Annotated in this window: 18 protein-coding genes; 12 read left to right on the top strand and 6 right to left on the bottom strand. The window is 60.7% G+C overall.

The features are described 5' to 3' along the window. Positions 1-160: 160 nt before the first annotated feature. The 3 genes from ACPYOJ_RS11865 to ACPYOJ_RS11855 all read left to right on the top strand — a co-directional run bounded on the left by ACPYOJ_RS11865 (position 161) and on the right by ACPYOJ_RS11855 (position 2,889). A complete protein-coding gene (locus tag ACPYOJ_RS11865) occupies positions 161-910 on the top strand; it encodes an electron transfer flavoprotein subunit beta/FixA family protein (RefSeq protein WP_481416432.1) in 750 nt (249 codons plus the stop codon). A 22-nt stretch (positions 911-932) separates the two neighbouring features. Next, positions 933-1,862: an electron transfer flavoprotein subunit alpha/FixB family protein gene (locus ACPYOJ_RS11860; RefSeq protein WP_481416431.1), complete on the top strand. Its 930-nt coding sequence runs from the start codon at positions 933-935 to the stop codon at positions 1,860-1,862. A gap of 145 nt (positions 1,863-2,007) precedes the next feature. After that, positions 2,008-2,889, top strand: a complete 882-nt coding sequence (locus ACPYOJ_RS11855; protein WP_481416430.1) for a 3-hydroxybutyryl-CoA dehydrogenase — start codon at positions 2,008-2,010, stop codon at positions 2,887-2,889. A gap of 102 nt (positions 2,890-2,991) precedes the next feature. On the opposite strand, the gene ACPYOJ_RS11850 is transcribed toward ACPYOJ_RS11855, so the two are convergent. Both ACPYOJ_RS11850 and tlpA read right to left on the bottom strand, forming a co-directional pair. Next, positions 2,992-3,522, bottom strand: a complete 531-nt coding sequence (locus tag ACPYOJ_RS11850; protein ID WP_481416429.1) for a hypothetical protein — start codon at positions 3,520-3,522, stop codon at positions 2,992-2,994. A gap of 268 nt (positions 3,523-3,790) precedes the next feature. Then, complete coding sequence (tlpA, locus tag ACPYOJ_RS11845; protein ID WP_481416428.1) at positions 3,791-4,453, bottom strand: thiol:disulfide interchange protein TlpA; 663 nt, start codon at positions 4,451-4,453, stop codon at positions 3,791-3,793. A gap of 41 nt (positions 4,454-4,494) precedes the next feature. Here tlpA and argH point away from each other — a divergent pair, with 41 nt between their 5' ends. The 5 genes from argH (at position 4,495) to ACPYOJ_RS11820 (ending at position 10,787) form a co-directional block, all read left to right on the top strand. Then, positions 4,495-5,895 (top strand): argininosuccinate lyase, encoded by a 1,401-nt coding sequence (argH, locus tag ACPYOJ_RS11840; RefSeq protein WP_481416427.1) that lies wholly within the window; start codon positions 4,495-4,497, stop codon positions 5,893-5,895. Positions 5,896-5,974: 79 nt separating this feature from the next. Further along, entirely contained in the window at positions 5,975-6,169 is a 195-nt protein-coding gene (lptM, locus tag ACPYOJ_RS11835; RefSeq protein ID WP_481416426.1) for an LPS translocon maturation chaperone LptM, read from the top strand. Positions 6,170-6,180: 11 nt separating this feature from the next. Next, positions 6,181-7,449 (top strand): diaminopimelate decarboxylase, encoded by a 1,269-nt coding sequence (gene lysA, locus ACPYOJ_RS11830; protein ID WP_481416425.1) that lies wholly within the window; start codon positions 6,181-6,183, stop codon positions 7,447-7,449. Positions 7,450-7,613: 164 nt separating this feature from the next. Then, complete coding sequence (locus tag ACPYOJ_RS11825; protein WP_481416424.1) at positions 7,614-10,259, top strand: TIGR02302 family protein; 2,646 nt, start codon at positions 7,614-7,616, stop codon at positions 10,257-10,259. A gap of 78 nt (positions 10,260-10,337) precedes the next feature. After that, a complete protein-coding gene (locus ACPYOJ_RS11820; protein WP_168832704.1) occupies positions 10,338-10,787 on the top strand; it encodes a hypothetical protein in 450 nt (149 codons plus the stop codon). Positions 10,788-10,800: 13 nt separating this feature from the next. Here ACPYOJ_RS11820 and ACPYOJ_RS11815 read toward each other — a convergent pair whose 3' ends face one another. The 3 genes from ACPYOJ_RS11815 to ACPYOJ_RS11805 form a co-directional block, all read right to left on the bottom strand. After that, positions 10,801-11,160, bottom strand: a complete 360-nt coding sequence (locus ACPYOJ_RS11815; protein WP_027512336.1) for a response regulator — start codon at positions 11,158-11,160, stop codon at positions 10,801-10,803. A 119-nt stretch (positions 11,161-11,279) separates the two neighbouring features. Beyond that, entirely contained in the window at positions 11,280-11,822 is a 543-nt protein-coding gene (hpt, locus tag ACPYOJ_RS11810; protein WP_481416423.1) for a hypoxanthine phosphoribosyltransferase, read from the bottom strand. Positions 11,823-11,880: 58 nt separating this feature from the next. Then, positions 11,881-12,534 (bottom strand): hypothetical protein, encoded by a 654-nt coding sequence (locus ACPYOJ_RS11805; protein ID WP_481416422.1) that lies wholly within the window; start codon positions 12,532-12,534, stop codon positions 11,881-11,883. A gap of 206 nt (positions 12,535-12,740) precedes the next feature. On the opposite strand from ACPYOJ_RS11805, the gene ftsE reads away from it, so the two are divergent. From ftsE to ACPYOJ_RS11785, 4 genes are all read left to right on the top strand, one after another. Then, positions 12,741-13,400: a cell division ATP-binding protein FtsE gene (ftsE, locus tag ACPYOJ_RS11800; RefSeq protein ID WP_022718083.1), complete on the top strand. Its 660-nt coding sequence runs from the start codon at positions 12,741-12,743 to the stop codon at positions 13,398-13,400. Continuing rightward, positions 13,393-14,406 carry a cell division protein FtsX gene (locus ACPYOJ_RS11795; protein WP_481416459.1) on the top strand — a complete coding sequence of 338 codons (1,014 nt, stop codon included), beginning with the start codon at positions 13,393-13,395 and terminating at the stop codon, positions 14,404-14,406. The genes ftsE and ACPYOJ_RS11795 overlap by 8 nt, the downstream gene beginning before the upstream one ends. A 64-nt stretch (positions 14,407-14,470) precedes the next feature. Further along, positions 14,471-15,187, top strand: coding sequence for a YdcF family protein (locus ACPYOJ_RS11790; protein WP_481416421.1), 717 nt, complete (start codon positions 14,471-14,473; stop codon positions 15,185-15,187). Between the two features lie 86 nt (positions 15,188-15,273). Then, positions 15,274-16,071: a lysophospholipid acyltransferase family protein gene (locus ACPYOJ_RS11785; RefSeq protein ID WP_168832623.1), complete on the top strand. Its 798-nt coding sequence runs from the start codon at positions 15,274-15,276 to the stop codon at positions 16,069-16,071. Here the strand turns inward: ACPYOJ_RS11785 and ACPYOJ_RS11780 are convergent. Continuing rightward, on the bottom strand, positions 16,068-16,598 hold the full coding sequence (locus ACPYOJ_RS11780; RefSeq protein WP_481416420.1) for a gamma-glutamylcyclotransferase: 531 nt from the start codon (positions 16,596-16,598) through the stop codon (positions 16,068-16,070). The genes ACPYOJ_RS11785 and ACPYOJ_RS11780 overlap by 4 nt on opposite strands. Positions 16,599-16,623: the final 25 nt, after the last annotated feature.

Genomic DNA, 16,623 nt, shown 5'->3' with positions numbered 1-16,623 from the left:
ACGTGAACGTAAGCGGTATATATTTGCCGGAGCAATTTGTCCGTCTGCGACCGGCGAGCGTTGTATTTGGAGGAAAAACGCGTATCCATGTCGCCATTCGACAATCGGAGCGGCGCCGAAGGGCGCATTTTCTTGGCGAAAGAGTTGAAGGAAGGACCCCATGAAAATTCTCGTCCCCGTGAAGCGGGTGGTTGATTACAACGTGAAGATCCGCGTCAAGCCGGATGGCACCGGTGTGGAGCTTTCGAACGTGAAGATGTCGATGAACCCGTTCGACGAGATCTCGGTCGAGGAAGCGCTGCGGCTGAGGGAGGCCGGCAAGGCCGAGGAGGTCGTCGCCGTATCGATCGGTCCGGCCAAGGCCGAAGAGACGCTGCGCACCGCGCTTGCAATGGGTGCCGACCGGGCGATCCTCGTCGAGACCGACGATCAGGTCGAGCCGCTCGCCGTCGCCAAGATCCTCAAGGGCGTCGTCGAGGCCGAGCAGCCGGGGCTGATCATCGTCGGCAAGCAGGCGATCGATGACGATTCCAACCAGACCGGCCAGATGCTGGCGGCACTGCTGCGCATTTCGCAGGCGACCTTCGCCTCGAAGATCGAGATCGGTGAGGGCAAGGCAACCGTGACCCGCGAGGTCGATGGCGGCCTGCAGACGATCGAGGTCAAGCTTCCGGCCGTCGTCACCACCGACCTGCGCCTCAACGAACCGCGTTATGCCTCGCTGCCGAACATCATGAAGGCCAAGAAGAAGCCGCTCGACAAGAAGGCTCCTGCCGATTTTGGCGTCTCTACCGAGCCGCGCCTCAAGGTCTTGAAGACCGAAGAGCCGTCGGGCCGCAAGGCCGGCGTCAAGGTGAAGTCGGTCGCCGAGCTCGTCGAGAAGCTCAAGACCGAAGCCGGCGTCCTCTAAGGTTCGAGAAAGGAATACGACCATGGCCATTCTTCTTCTGGCTGACCACGACAATCAAAGCCTTTCCGACCAGACCGCCAAGGCGCTGACCGCCGCTACCCAAATCGGCGGCGATGTTACCATCCTCGTCGCCGGCAAGGGCGCCAAGCCTGCCGCCGATCAGGCCGCCAAACTCTCCGGCGTTTCGAAGGTGCTGCTCGCCGAAAGCGACGAACTGGCCAACAATCTGGCCGAGCCGCTCGCCGATCTGATCGTCTCGCTGGCCGCCAGCTACGACGCGATCGTCGCGGCCGCCACCTCCACCGGCAAGAACGTTATGCCCCGCGTCGCGGCCCTGCTCGACGTCGCGCAGGTCTCGGAAATCATCGAGGTCGTCTCCGCCGACACCTTCAAGCGGCCGATTTATGCCGGCAATGCCATCCAGACGGTGCAGTCGACCGATGCCAGGAAGGTCATCACCGTGCGCACCGCTTCCTTCGCCGCTGCCGCCGAAGGCGGTTCCGCAGCGGTCGAGGCGATCCCGGCCGTTTCCGATCCCGGCCTTTCGACCTTCGTCAAGGACGCACTTTCGGCTTCCGACCGGCCGGAACTGACCTCGGCCCGGGTGATCATCTCCGGCGGCCGCGCCCTCGGCTCGGCCGAGAAGTTCAAGGAAGTCATCCTGCCGGTCGCCGACAAGCTGGGTGCCGCCGTCGGCGCTTCGCGCGCGGCGGTCGACGCGGGCTACGCGCCGAACGACTGGCAGGTCGGTCAGACCGGCAAAGTGGTCGCGCCTGATCTCTACATCGCCTGTGGCATCTCGGGTGCGATCCAGCATCTCGCGGGCATGAAGGACTCAAAGGTCATCGTCGCCATCAACAAGGATGAGGAGGCACCGATCTTCCAAGTGGCCGACTACGGCCTCGTCGCCGATCTGTTCGAAGCCCTGCCGGAACTGAAGAAGGCCCTCTGAACGAGCAGATTGCCCACTTTTCGCATCTGCGAAAGACTGGAAAATTATCATTTATAGCGCTACTACTGCTGCCGGGCGATACTTTGCCCGGCAGTTTCATTTAGATAAGCACGGCAGAGCAAGACGACTGCCGCGGGGGTTGGCGATGAATGCGGTGTTGAAAATGATCGGGATTGTCGGCGCGGGTCAGATGGGCTGCGGCATCGCCCAGGTCTCAGCAACTGCGGGCTACAAAGTCCACCTCTATGATCTGTCCCAGGAGCGCATCGAATCAGGCCTGGCGACCATCAACGGCAATCTCGCCCGGCACGTCACGAGCGGCAAGATGACGGATGAAGAGCGCAAGGCGACGCTTTCCCTTATCTCCGGATCGGCCAACCTGAACGACCTCGCGCCGTCCGATCTCGTTATTGAAGCGGCGACCGAAGAGGAAGCTGTTAAGCGCAAGATCTACGCGCAAGTCTGTCCGGTCCTGAAGCCGGAAGCAATTCTCGCCACCAATACATCCTCGCTTTCGATCACGCGGCTGGCTTCGGCGACGGACCGGCCCGAGCACTTCATGGGCATTCATTTCATGAATCCCGTCCCGGTGATGAAACTGGTCGAACTGGTGCGCGGCATCGCAACCGACGAAACAACCTTTGCGACCGCGAAGGATTTCGTCGCGTCGCTCGAAAAGACCGTCACGGTTGCTGAAGACTTTCCGGCTTTCATCGTCAACCGCATCCTGCTGCCGATGATCAATGAGGCGATCTACACGCTCTATGAAGGCGTCGGCACCGTCGATGCCATCGACACGGCCATGAAGCTCGGCGCCAACCACCCGATGGGACCGCTGCAGCTTGCCGACTTCATCGGCCTCGACACCTGCCTCTCGATCATGCAGGTGCTGCATGATGGCCTGGCGGATTCGAAATACCGTCCCTGCCCACTGCTGGTCAAATATGTTGAAGCCGGCTGGCTGGGCCGCAAGTCCGGCCGCGGCTTCTACGACTATCGCGGCGAGACGCCGGTCCCGACGCGCTAAGGCGCCAAATGATCTCGCGGATCCGCGAGATGTCGGTTCCCATTCCTGCTATCACACCATAGGAATAGGCTGGTGAGTGCGCTGTCAAAACACTATCGACGCCTATGCGCCGCGAGCGTCGCGCTTTGCCTGTGAAACAGCGCCAGCCTTCCGCAATCTGCCTCGCTCCATAGGACGGATGAGATTTTTGGGCTTTGAACTTTCGATCGAGTGCATGCCTGCATGGGCCTGGCGTGCGTTAAATGACTCGTCTTTCTCGCTTTTCGCTTCTTTCTTTCGCGCCAACGCGGCTCGCATGTTCTCGACCATCTGAACTTTAGCAAGCATTCTACGCCGACGAGCTTGTTCGACGTTCACACTGCGCACGCCCATTGCCAGAACTTCGAGCTTGGCTCTCGTTCCCGTATCCTTGCGTGCTGGCGTCGCCCCTTTGGGTTGCGCCTTGCCTCTGATTTCCCTTCGCTGCCTGTTCGCCTCGCTTTGTGCGCGATCGCGCCTTTCACGTATTCTCTTGGCGAGGTCCGAGAGATCAGCATCCGACAGGTCCTGCATTGCCGGATGGTGGGTTTTTTGAACGAGTTGCCATTCGTCCGCCGTTAGCAAACGCTCTGCCTGCTTGCGCGAAATTGCCATTTACGCCTCCTACGCTGTCGCACCAGTAAACTGACCTGCGTTCGATAGGGCTACGTCGCCCTGCCACCTGAGCGAAGCGAGTTAAAGCTTCAAAAGCTTGAGAGACGCCGTCTCCTTCGGCGTCAATTTGGTCGCGGGCTCGACTTATGCGTTAAGCACGCAACTTAGGCTCGTTCGTAATGTAGCGCCGCACGGCCAGGTCGGCAATGTGCCGCCAACATCGATGGCCGCGCGATCTCTTTGAGGCAAGATCCTAGGTTATCGACGCTCACGTCCCCACCGCACCCTTGATCAGTGCCTTGGCATCGCCGCTATCCCAGGCGGCAGGGCCGTTCATCGCCGAAACCAGGCAGCCCTTGTCGTCGATCAGCAAAGTGACGGGCAGGCCGAAGGCAAGCCCTTCCTTCTTCAGGCTGTTGAAGACACCGATGGTATTGTCGCGGTAGAGCTGAAGGGAATCGACGCCGGTTTCGCTCAGGAAGGCCTTCGGCTTTTCGTCATCGCCGGTATCGATATTGACTGCAACGACCTGGAATTTCTCGTTGCCCATCTCCTTCGCCAGCGCGTTCAGCGCCGGCATTTCCTCGCGGCAGGGCACGCACCACGTCGCCCAGAGATTGAGAAGCACGGTTTTGCCTGCGAAATTCTCAAGCGTCAGCGGCTTGCCGTCCGGGCCGTTGAAGGCAACCGATGTAAGTTTGCGCGGTTCATCGACGGCAACCATCGCCGCAACCTCGCCCCTGGCGAGCGGCCCTATCTTCCCCGCGAGATGCTTGGCGGCACTACATTCGCCCGATGCCGTTTGCGCGCCGCCATTGCCATACCCGGTCTCCTTAATGTAAACCGCTGCCGCACCGGCAATGATGCCCGCGACGGCGGCTATCCCGATCAACTTCAGAGATGGCAGTCCGAACGGCTTTCTTGTCGTCATTTCATTCCCCAGAGCATGCATTCTTCAAGGCAGGCAGCTTCATGGCCGACACCACGGACACCAAATCCTCCAACCAGATGTGGGGCGGGCGTTTCGCTTCCGGTCCCGACGCCATCATGGAGGAGATAAATGCATCGATCGGTTTCGACAAGAAGCTGTTTGCCCAGGATATCCGTGGATCGATCGCCCACGCGACGATGCTTGCCCATCAGGGCATCATTTCCGCAGAGGATAAGGACAAGATCGTTCACGGGCTAAACACGATCCTGTCAGAAATCGAGAGCGGCAATTTCGAGTTCTCCCGCCAGCTCGAAGACATTCATATGAATGTCGAGGCCCGGCTTGCGACGCTGATCGGTCCCGCCGCCGGACGCCTGCACACCGCCCGCTCACGCAACGACCAGGTGGCGCTCGACTTCCGCCTCTGGGTGAAGGAAGAACTGCAGAAAACCGAGGCGATGCTGACGAACCTCATCGCGGCCTTCCTCGACCGAGCCGAAGAGCACGTCGAAAGCGTCATGCCGGGCTTCACTCATCTGCAGACGGCACAGCCCGTCACCTTCGGCCATCACTGCATGGCCTATGTGGAAATGTTCGGCCGCGACCGTTCGCGTGTGCGTCACGCCATCGAACATCTCGACGAAAGCCCGATCGGGGCTGCGGCACTTGCCGGCACTGGATACCCTATCGACCGCCACATGACGGCAAAGGCGCTCGGTTTCCGGGAGCCGACCCGCAATTCGATCGACACGGTCTCCGATCGCGACTTCGCCATCGAGTTCCTGTCGATCGCCGCAATCTGTGGTATGCATCTGTCACGGCTCGCCGAAGAGATTGTTATCTGGTCGACGCCGCAGTTCGGCTTCGTGCGCCTGTCGGATGCCTTCTCCACCGGCTCCTCGATCATGCCGCAGAAAAAGAACCCCGACGCGGCCGAGCTCGTGCGCGCCAAGACCGGCCGCATCAACGGTTCGCTGGTCGCGCTGCTGACGATCATGAAGGGCCTGCCGCTCGCCTATTCCAAGGATATGCAGGAAGACAAGGAACAGGTTTTCGACGCCGCCGAGAGCCTGGAGCTGGCAATCGCAGCCATGACCGGCATGGTGCGCGACATGACGATCAACACCACCCGGATGAAGGCGGCTGCCGGCTCCGGCTATTCTACCGCCACCGACCTTGCCGACTGGCTAGTGCGCGAGGCAGGCCTTCCGTTCCGGGATGCCCATCATGTGACTGGCCGCGCCGTCGCCCTTGCCGAAAGCAAGGGCTGCGACCTCGCCGAACTGCCCCTTGCCGATCTGCAGGCGATCAACCCTGGTATCACAGACAAGGTCTATGACGTGTTGACGGTCGAGGCATCGGTCGCAAGCCGCAAGAGCTTCGGCGGCACCGCACCCTCCGAAGTCAGAAAGCAGATCGCCTACTGGCGCGGCCGCAACTGACAAAACAATCAGGGTGCACAAGGCTGAGAAACTTCGCTATGAAGATGTCCAACCTTCTGCCCTTCGATACGAGGCCCCTATGCAGATCAGCTTGCCGTACCTCATCCGCCTGACGGTTGTTTTTGCCGTCGTCGGCCTTGCCGTTGCCGGATGCGGACGCAAAGGCGATCTCGATCCGCCGAGCGCGATGGCCACGAAGGAAGGCGACGTGTCGAAGCCGACAAAACAGCCGGGCACCGTCGACAGGCCGTTCCTCCTCGATCCCCTGCTCTAAGGCATACTCCCGTGAACCACTTTGAATACCGCGACGGCATCCTTTACGCCGAGAACGTCCCCGTTCCGGAAATCGCCAAGGCCGTCGGCACGCCTTTCTATTGTTATTCGACCGCAACGCTCGAACGCCACTACCGGGTCTTCACCGAAGCCTTCAGCGATATCGACGCCATGGTCTGCTATGCCATGAAGGCGAATTCGAACCAGGCGGTGTTGAAGACGCTGGGCAAGCTCGGCGCCGGCATCGATGTCGTTTCCGAAGGTGAACTGCGCCGCGCGCTCGCGGCCGGCATTCCGGCAAGCCGCATCATGTTTTCCGGCGTCGGCAAGACGCCGCGCGAGATGGATTTTGCGCTCGAAGCTGGAATCTATTGCTTCAACGTCGAATCAGAACCGGAGCTGGAGATCCTGAACCAGCGCGCCATCAAGGCGGGCAAGAAGGCCCCGGTTTCCTTCCGTATCAACCCGGACGTGGATGCTAGGACGCATGCGAAGATCTCGACCGGCAAGAAGGAAAACAAGTTCGGCATTTCCTGGGAGCGTGCTCGCGCCGTCTATGCTCAGGCGGCGAAAATGCCCGGCATCGAAGTCACGGGCATCGACATGCATATCGGCAGCCAGATCACCGAACTGCAGCCGTTCGAAGACGCCTTCAAGCTGCTGCGCGAGCTCGTGGGCACGCTTCGCGCCGACGGTCACGATATCCACCACGTCGACGTCGGCGGTGGCCTTGGTATCCCCTACAAGGACGACAACAATCCGCCGCCGCCTCCGGAGGCCTATGCCGCGGTCGTCAAGAACCAGCTTCGCGGGCTTAACTGCAGGATCGTCACCGAACCGGGCCGCCTCATCGTCGGCAATGCCGGCATTCTCGTCACCGAAGTCATCTATGTGAAGGACGGCGGCGAAAAGACCTTCGTTATCGTGGACGGCGCGATGAACGACCTCATCCGCCCAACGCTTTATGACGCCTATCACGAAATCCGCCCGGTCGTGATCTCGGCGGCCAACGCGCCGCGGATCAAGGCGGATATCGTCGGTCCGGTTTGCGAGACCGGTGACTATCTGGCACTCGATCGTGAAATGGCGATGCCGAAGCCGGGCGATCTTTTCGCCGTCAGTTCCGCGGGTGCTTATGGCGCAGTGCAAGCCGGCACTTACAACAGCCGCCTGCTGATACCGGAAGTTCTGGTCAAGGGGGCCGATTTCCACGTGGTTCGTCCTCGCGGAACCTATGAGGAACTGATAGGTCTCGACTCCGTGCCCGCCTGGCTCGGCTGAGAAACCCATCACTTTTTCTCGAATAGACATGAAAAACCGGCTTTGCTGGCCGTTCGCCCTCGTCTTCGCCACAAAGAGTGTTATCTTTTTGTGATGCGAGCGTATTGCCCAGCAATCGCCGGAAGCGCCATCTGTTACTCTAACACCAAACGGCGGAGACCGGATTGACGAAGAGCCCCCGCAGGCAAAGACAAGGTGCATTTGCCCTTCGGCCCTCTCTTGCGAGGCTTGTGGCGGTAAAGCGGTTCTTTGCGCGCCTGGTGCTCGTTTCCGAGCAGATCCTGCCGTCCCTGGTCGGCGTTCTTTCGGTGCTTGCCCTCTATCTTGCGGCTTCCTGGTTCGGCATTTTCCGTTTCATACCTGATTTCGCGCGTGTCGGCCTGCTGATTGCCTTCGGTATTGCCCTGCTTGTTTCGCTCGCTCCGTTTCGCAAGCTTCGCTGGCCGAATATTGCCGCCGCCGACCGTCTGCTGGAGGAGCGCAATGGCCTGCCGCACCAGCCGGTGACGGTGCAGGAGGACCGGCCGGCTTTCGATACGCCGGTCGCACAGGCACTCTGGCGCGAACACCAGACGCGCATGGCGGAGAAGATCGCGGCCCTTGATGCAGGCCTTCCCCGTCCGGACATCGCAGCACACGACCGTTTCGCGCTCCGCGCCATCCCGGCTCTTCTTGTCGTTACCGCCTTCGGTTACTCGCTTTCAACCGGTGGCGGCTCGATCACCGACGCCTTGCAGCCGCCGGCCACGCCCGCGGCAAGCAACCCGGCGGTCCGCATCGACGCATGGGTCACGCCGCCATCCTATACCGGCCGCGCGCCGGTCTATCTGACGGCAACCGGCTCCGAGCAGGGCGCTATCAACGTTCCGCAGTCCTCGAACCTGACGGTTCGTGTCAGCGGCGGGCAGGTGGCCGAGAAGGTTCTCTTCAAGAAGGCGTCCGGCGAGGCACAGGAAATTTCTGCGGACACAAAGCAACAGCCCGCCGCACCGCAGGGCCAGCCGCCGGCTGCCGGCACGCCTGCCACTCCGGTGCTTGCTGCACAGACGCATGTGATGAAACTTGAGGAGAACGGCGCGCTGCTCGTCAACGGCCGCACCTGGACCTTCAAGGTCATTCCAGACAAGGCACCCGAGATTGCTTTCGATGGATTGCCCAAACGCAGCGTCAATGGCGCACTGGAGATCGGCTTTAGGGTTAAGGACGATTACGGGGTGCAGGAGGCGCGTGCTGAAATCGTGCCGGTCGAATCCGACCCGGAGGCAAAGGCGCTTTATCCGTTGCCCGATTTCCGGCTGGACATTCCGCGCCGCAACGCGCGGGACGCCAAGGCCGTCACCAGCAAGAACCTGACGGAACACCCGCTTGCCGGCAAGCGGGTGCGCGTGACGCTTGTTGCGAAGGACGCAGCGGGCCAGACCGGCCGAAGCCCGCCGCATGAAATGACGCTGCCGTCGCGTCCGTTCTTTGAGCCACTGGCCGCCGCGGTTGCGGAGGAGCGTCAGGTCTTTGCCCTTGACACCCGCAAGATGCCGGAGGCAATCGCGCTCAACGAGGCGCTGACGATTCGGCCTGAGGAGACTATTCCCAAACTGACCAACTACCTATTGCTGGAATCTGCCCGCATCCGCATGAAGCTTGCCCGCAACGAAGAGCAGCTCAAGGATACGGCGGATTACCTCTGGGATATCGCCCTCGGTATGGAGGACGGTGACCTTTCGCTTGCCGAGCGCAACTTGCGCAATGCCCAGCAGAACCTCGCCGATGCGCTGCAGCGCAATGCGCCGGACGCGGAGATCAAGAAGCTCATGGATGAGCTCCGCAAGGCGATGAACGAGTATATGAAGGAACTGGCCCAGCGCATGCAGAATGCGCCGATGCAGCCGAACCAGAACGCGCAGAACTTCATCCGCCAGCAGGATCTGGAGCGCATGATGGACCAGATCGAGAATCTGGCGCGCTCCGGAAACCGCGACGCCGCTCAGCAACTGCTGTCCGAACTGCAGCGGATGATGAACAACCTGCAGGCCGGCAGGCCCCAGCAAGGCCAGCAGGGCGACAATAGCCAGATGCGCCAACAGATGGACAAGCTCGGCCAGATCCTCCGCGACCAGCAGCAACTGATGGAGCAGACGTTCAAGCTTGACCAGCAATTGAAGGACCGGATGCAGCGGGGCGACCCGAACATGGGCATGAACGATCCGCTGCTGGACGAAATGATGCCGGGCCAGGAGGGCCAGCCGCAGGACCAACAGCAGGGCCAGAACGGCCAGCAGGGCGATCAGCCCTCGGACCAGATGACCGAAGAGCAGCTTCGCGAAGCGCTGAAGCAATTGCGCGCCCAGCAGGATGCACTCGGCAAGCAGCTTGGGGAACTGCAGAAGGGCCTCGGCGAGATGGGCATGAAGCCCGGACCGGGCTTCGGTCAGGCGCAGCGCGAAATGGAGGGAGCCGGCCGCGAACTCGGCCAAGGCCGCGGTGACACGGCCGTGCAGGGCCAAGGCCGCGCGCTCGAAGCGCTCCGCCAGGGCGCCCGCGACATGATGAACCAGATGATGCAGGCGCAGCAAGGCCAGCAGGGCCAGGGACCGCAAGGGCAGGTCGGACAGGGCAACCAGAACGGCCGCGATCCGCTGGGCCGCCCGCGCCGCGCCAACGGTCCGGACTTCGGCAATGACGTCAAGGTTCCTGACGAGATCGACGTCCAGCGCGCCCGCGAGATCCTCGATGCCATCCGCGAAAAGCTGGGGAACAACCCACCGCAGGAGATGGAGCGGCGTTACCTCGAGCGGCTGCTGGATATTCAGTGACCGGACAAGATAAGCCGTTTCCGTTCAGCGAAGAGCTTCGTAATGTCGTCCGCGGAATTGACGGACGATAACGATTCGATGGCCATTCTCTTCAAGACTGTAATTAGCGAAAACACCGCGTTTGAGATGATCGAACAGGCGCTCTCCGGCGCCTCTCGATATGACGGCTATCTCAATGTCGTCAGCGATACCGGCGAGACGGCGCTGTCCTGGGGACCGGCGATGCATGCCGAGGAGTTCAAGGCCGAGATCAGCGAGGTCCTCAGGAAGACATGGGATGCCGCCCGCTTCTGGGTCATCTACGAACGCCGCGACGATCGCAAGGATCCGGAAGCGACGGACATCCGCAATGCGGCTTTCCGGCTGACGCGCGGCTACAGCGGCGTCTCCGTCATCACGCTAAGTCTTCTCGGAAAACGTGACAGTGACAACGATATCGAACTGGTCTTTGTCTGCTTCGAGCAGGACTTTCATAGACGGAATTTCCGGGTGCGCTACGAAGGTAAGTTCATCCCGGACGAGAAGTGAGGCTGCCCCAGGATCAGGCAGCCAGAGCGCGTGCAACCGCCTTGCGGATATCCGGCAGCGCAAAAGGCTTCGACACGACATCGACGATCTTTTCCGCAAGATCATCAGCGCGTTCGCGCTGCTCGGCATAGCCGGTCATCAGCAGGATTTTGAGCGCCGGAAAGGCGGATTTCGCCTGATGCGCAAGCTCGATGCCGTCCATCACCGGCATTCGGATATCCGAAAGCAGCAGGTCATAGACCCCGTCCTTCAGCTTCTCCAGCCCCTCGGCGCCATCGGCTGCTTCGTCGGTCTCATGACCGTCAAGGCGCAAGGCCCGGGCTACGAAAGAGCGAAGCGAGTCCTCGTCTTCCGTGATCAGAATTTTTGCCATGATGTGCATCGCTCCGTCTTCATGCCCCGAAGCGGAAATTGCACGGCGGTCCTTTTCGATCGGTAAACGGAAGCAAGCGATGGACGGGATGGTTAACAACCCGTCTTGAAGCCATGAGATCAGGCGTCGCCGGTAACCACGCCAACGAACGGCAGTTCGCGAAAGGCATAGGCGACATCCATGCCGTAGCCGACGACGAAATAGTCGGGGCATTCGAAGCCGACGTAATCCGCCTCGAGCTTTTCCTTGCGCTTGACGCTCTTGTCGAGCAGCACGGCGATCCTGACGTGCCGCGCGCCGCGCGCGTAAAGCAGTTCCTTGGCGAAAAGCAGGGTACGGCCGGATTCGAGGATGTCGTCGATCAGCAGCACGTCGCGATCCTTAACGTCGCTGTCGATATCCTTGACGATGCGCACACCCTGCGAAACGGTTCCTGTTCCGTAGCTCGAAAGCGTAATGAACTCGACTTCGGGCGCGAGCCCGCTGTCGTGCAGTGCGCGGATCAGGTCGGCGGCGAAAATGAACGAGCCCTTCAACACGGCGATGACGAGCAGGTCCTTCGTCGGACCTGCGGCAATCCGTCTTGCCATCTCGTGATTGCGCTCGGCAATCTGCTCGGCGGTGAAAAGAGGCTCGATATTTTTTCCGCGCACGACAGGCATACGGCTTCTCCATGTAAACGAAGGGTAGCCGTTAGCACATTAGCAGCGCGGAAACACCCTAGGGCATGAACGAAAGGCGGACTTCCGGCATTTTTCCGCCCGAGTGCTGAACGCGCGCCGAGAAGCCGCGGCTCTCGCCGCCATAGATCACGTCTGTCGGCGGATTGATGACGATGCTGGCCGCCAGCCGGTCATCGGTCATCAGATCGGCGCGGATCGGGCGAATGGACTGCGTCGTACCGCTCTCGTTCTCGATAATGCCGTTGATCACCAGAATTCGCATGCCGTTGGCATCACGCGGCGTCATCGTGACATGCGTGAAGTGCAGCGGCGAGGCTGACGCGGCGGCGTCATTCGGTGACAGGCCGGAAAAACCGCCGGCCAGGCCGAAGACGAGGACGAAGAGCATGAAGACAAGGGCTGTGAAGCTTTTGAATGAAGCCTGCTGCAACCATTCTTCGGCACGCTTGAGGAACACGGCAGCCTTCGAAACCGCCGCGGGCGGCGCGGATGACTTGCCAGGAGCAGCGCGCTCGCGAGCGTCGTTGAAACTTCTGGCGTTGAAGCTCTGGCCCCGCTTGCCGATGACGATGAATTCGGCGTCGGCCACATCGGCCGGGCGGTGGGGGCGAACCCGACGCGCGGCAGGCTCCGGCGGCAGGAAATCGTAGGCATAACCCGGCGCATGACGCCCGAAGGATGATGCTTCCATGTTGACGGCCTTTCCCATCTGCACATGGTTTCAGTGCACGGCCGAAAACCGGGCATTGAAACGAATCCTGCCCAGTCGTAAATTTTAATAGTTAATCCTTCGCTAACCGGCCTTAAGAGGGGCGTCTTTCTGGCGAAATTTACCGGTTGTTAACGGCGTTGGTTAACAAGTCGATGGGGTGAAACCGTGAAAGACTGGGCTGCCTGTTGATTCACTTTGAAAATGTCGGATTGCGCTATGGCATGGGCCCGGAGATTCTCCGGGACCTGACCTTCGACATTCCGAAGAAGTCTTTCCAGTTTCTGACCGGTCCCTCAGGTGCCGGAAAGACGACGCTTCTGCGCTTGCTTTTCATGTCGTTGCAGCCAACGCGTGGCCTGATCCGCATGTTCGGACGGGATATCTCCGACATCCCGCGACCGGAGCTGCCGCTGCTTCGCCGCCGTGTCGGCATCGTCTTCCAGGATTTCCGCCTGCTCGATCATCTGACGACCTATGAGAACGTGGCCTTGCCGCTCCGTGTGCGAGGGAAAGACGAGAGCTCCTACAAAACCGATGTGCTGGAGCTATTGAAATGGGTCGGGCTTGGCGAACGCATTAACGTGCTTCCCCCCGTGCTTTCCGGCGGTGAAAAGCAGCGCGCCGCGATCGCCCGCGCGCTGATCGATCGGCCGGAGGTTCTGCTGGCCGACGAGCCCACCGGCAACGTCGATCCGCCGATGGCGCGCCGCCTGTTGAACCTCTTTCTCGAACTCAACCGTCTTGGAACGGCCGTCGTCATCGCGACGCACGATCTCACATTGATGGATCAGGTGGAGGCCCGCCGCATGATCCTTTCGGAAGGGCATCTTGACGTCTATGACTGAGCCCGTATCGACCGACCGCGCGCAAGGCGCCGCCCGAGCCCAGCAGAAGCGGGCGGAGATGCGCGTGCGGCCAACGGGGCCGATCCTACCGCCCTCCAACATTCAGGGCAACGCCTTGACGGTGGTCATCAGCATCATGGCCTTCCTCGCCTGCCTGACGCTTGGCGGCGTCAGCATGGTCCGCTCGACGGCGGCCAGCTGGGAGAGCCAGATTTCCCGGGAGATCACCATCCAGATCAAACCGGATGACGGTCTGGACATGGAAAAAGCGCTGACGCAGGCGCGCGACATCGCCATGACCTTCGTCGGCACAAAGGGCAGCCAGATCGTCGACGAGGCCGCAACGGCCCGCCTCTTGGAGCCATGGCTCGGCAGCGGCCTTGATATCAAGGAGCTTCCCGTCCCCCGTCTCGTGATCATCACGATCGACGAGGCGAACCCGCCAGACTTCGAGGCAATGCGCTCGCTCTTGAAGGAGAGCATTCCCCAGGCCTCACTCGACGATCACCGCACATGGGTCGATCGTCTCGTATCAATGGCCCATACAACGGTCATGATCGGCACCGGAATCCTGCTCCTTGTCTTCACCGCGATGGTGCTGACGGTGGTTTTTGCGACGCGCGGGGCGCTCTCCGGCAACCGGCATATCGTCGAGGTCCTGCATTTCGTGGGTGCCGAAAGTTCTTTCGTCGCCACCGAATTTCAGAAGCATTTCCTGAAAATCAGCCTCAAAGGCTCGGCAATCGGCAGCGCCTTGGCGGCGCTCTTCTTCTTTGCCGCGGGCTTCCTGCAAAGCCGCACGATCGCAACGCCGCAAACCGACCAGGCAACCGCCCTCTTCGGCACCTTCTCGGTCGGAGCCCTCGGCTATCTCGGTATTTTCGCGACGATGATCGTCATTGCATTGCTGACGACACTTACAGCGCGGCTCACTGTTATGCGCACGATCTATGAAATCGATACGCTACGTTCCGACCCGACGCGAACTGATGGCATCGCGAATTGAACGACTTCGCCTTTTTTGCACGAAAGTGTCTGTTACCTGCCGCAATCTGCGTATATCACGACTCATGACCATGGGCCAAACTAGACGCAATCCGATTCGTCCTGACCCGGCGCTTGCGAGCTACCGTGTCGAGGCCCCGCGTCGTGGTCCCATCCGCCGGATGTTGAGGTGGGGCGGGTTCACCTGCGTGCTCGCAACTGCGCTTCTCTTCGTCGGTTTTCTGCGATTTGCCGACTCCGTGACAACCTTGAAGCCTCCGGCGGAACCGAAAGCCGATGCCATCGTCGTTCTGACAGGGGGCTATCAACGCATCGATCAAGCCGTCGCGCTGCTCGAGAAAGGTGCAGGCAAGCGCCTGCTCATATCGGGCGTTCATCCATCCACAACACCGGGACAGATTCGCAAGACCACATCCGCTTCGGCCGAGCTTTTCAATTGCTGCGTCGACATCGGTTACGACGCAATCGACACGATCGGCAACGCGCAGGAAGCCTCGAACTGGATCCATGCCAAAGGTTACAAGAGCGTTCTGGTCGTCACCAACAACTACCACATGCCGCGCAGCCTGGCCGAACTTGCCTATGTCGATGCTGAAACGCAATTCATCCCCTACCCGGTCGTCAACTCCGACCTGAAGACCCGCGCCTGGTTCACCGATCCGAATGCACTTCGTGTCATGCTTGCCGAATACGTCAAGGTGCTTCTGGCAGCTGCGCGCAACATGACCGGCTTTGGACGCCATGCCGGCCTTCGCTCCGCTGGTAATACCGCCCAGAACTGATTTTCATCGGACGCTTTTTATGACGGCCATTATCGTGTAGGCAGTGCCAGCAGCCTCTGGCGCCGATACTGGCTTTGGAAAATTTCATGATCGCCCTGCGTTCCGTTCTCTTCAACACGATCTTCTACTCCAATCTCATCCTCCGGATGATCGTGCTTTCGCCGTATTATTTCATCGTTCCGCGCAAAACGGCCTATGCCATCCCGAAGAACTGGGCGCTCTCGAACCACTGGCTGATGGAAAAGATCGTCGGGACGACCTTCGAAATCGAGGGCATGGAAAACCTGCCGGACGGCAGCTTTATTCTGGCCCCGAAACACCAGTCCTTCTGGGACACGTACGCCCTGCTGCCGTGGCTGAGAGACCCGGTTTACATCCTCAAGCGCGAACTGATGTGGATCCCGCTTTTCGGCTGGTACGCCAAGAAGCAACGCATGATCCCGGTTGATCGCGGCGCACGCGGCAAGGTCATGGTGGAAGTGCTGAAGCGCACCAAGGAGGAACTGGCGACAGGCCGCCAGCTGATCATCTATCCGGAAGGAACGCGCCGTCCGCCGGGCGCCGAGCCGATCTACAAGTACGGAATTGCCCGCATGTATCGGGACCTCGGCATCCCCGTCGTGCCGGTCGCCATGCATCCCGGCCTGTTCTGGCCGCGCCGGAGCGCCATCCGCCGTCCCGGCCACTTCAAGGTTCGCATTCTGCCTGCCATTCAGCCGGGCATGGACCCGGATGCGTTTTTCGAGCATCTGATCAGCGTGACCGAGAAGGCGAGCGACGAGCTCCTGATCGATACGGTGGAGCGCAATCCACACCTGCCGCTGCCGCCGACAGCCGTCGAACGCTTGGCGCAATTGCGCAGCGCGAAGGCAGCCTCGGCTTAGGCCGCGTGCAGCCGCTTGACCTCGCCTGCGACCTCTTCCAACCAGTGGTCGCGAATACCCATCTCCTTCAGGTGGGCAAGCGTATTGAAGACATAAGCGTCGTTCGGCCCTGACTGCCCTCTGGCCTCGCTTACCACACGCGCAGCGGCGAGGGCCTCGAGCGCGCCGGCATATTGCAGATGATCGCGATCGACGATGTAGGCGATGGCCTTGATCGTACGGCGGCCGGGAAGCACTAGCTGCACACGGCGCTCCAGGTAGACATTGGTCACGAGCTCACGGGCACGCAAATAGTCGATCACCTCGTCCCACTTCTCGGGATCCACGCGAAACGCCATGCCCCGGCAGGAGCCGCCGCGATCGAGGCCGAGCACAAGCCCCGGATTTTCTTGCGTGCCGCGATGGACCCAGGAATGGACGCATAGGGAACGCCGGTAGCCGTAAACAAGAGCCTGAGACCGCTCAAGAAACTCAAAGCCTGGATTCCACATCAAGGATCCGTAGCCAAACACCCAAAATTCGTCCATATCGCAGGCCAGACCGAAACTCCCT

The sequence above is a fragment of the Rhizobium sp. SVR5-9E genome, from assembly GCF_056755095.1.
Note: the sequence above shows the minus strand (reverse complement) of the source record. Positions and strands in the feature narration are given on the sequence as shown.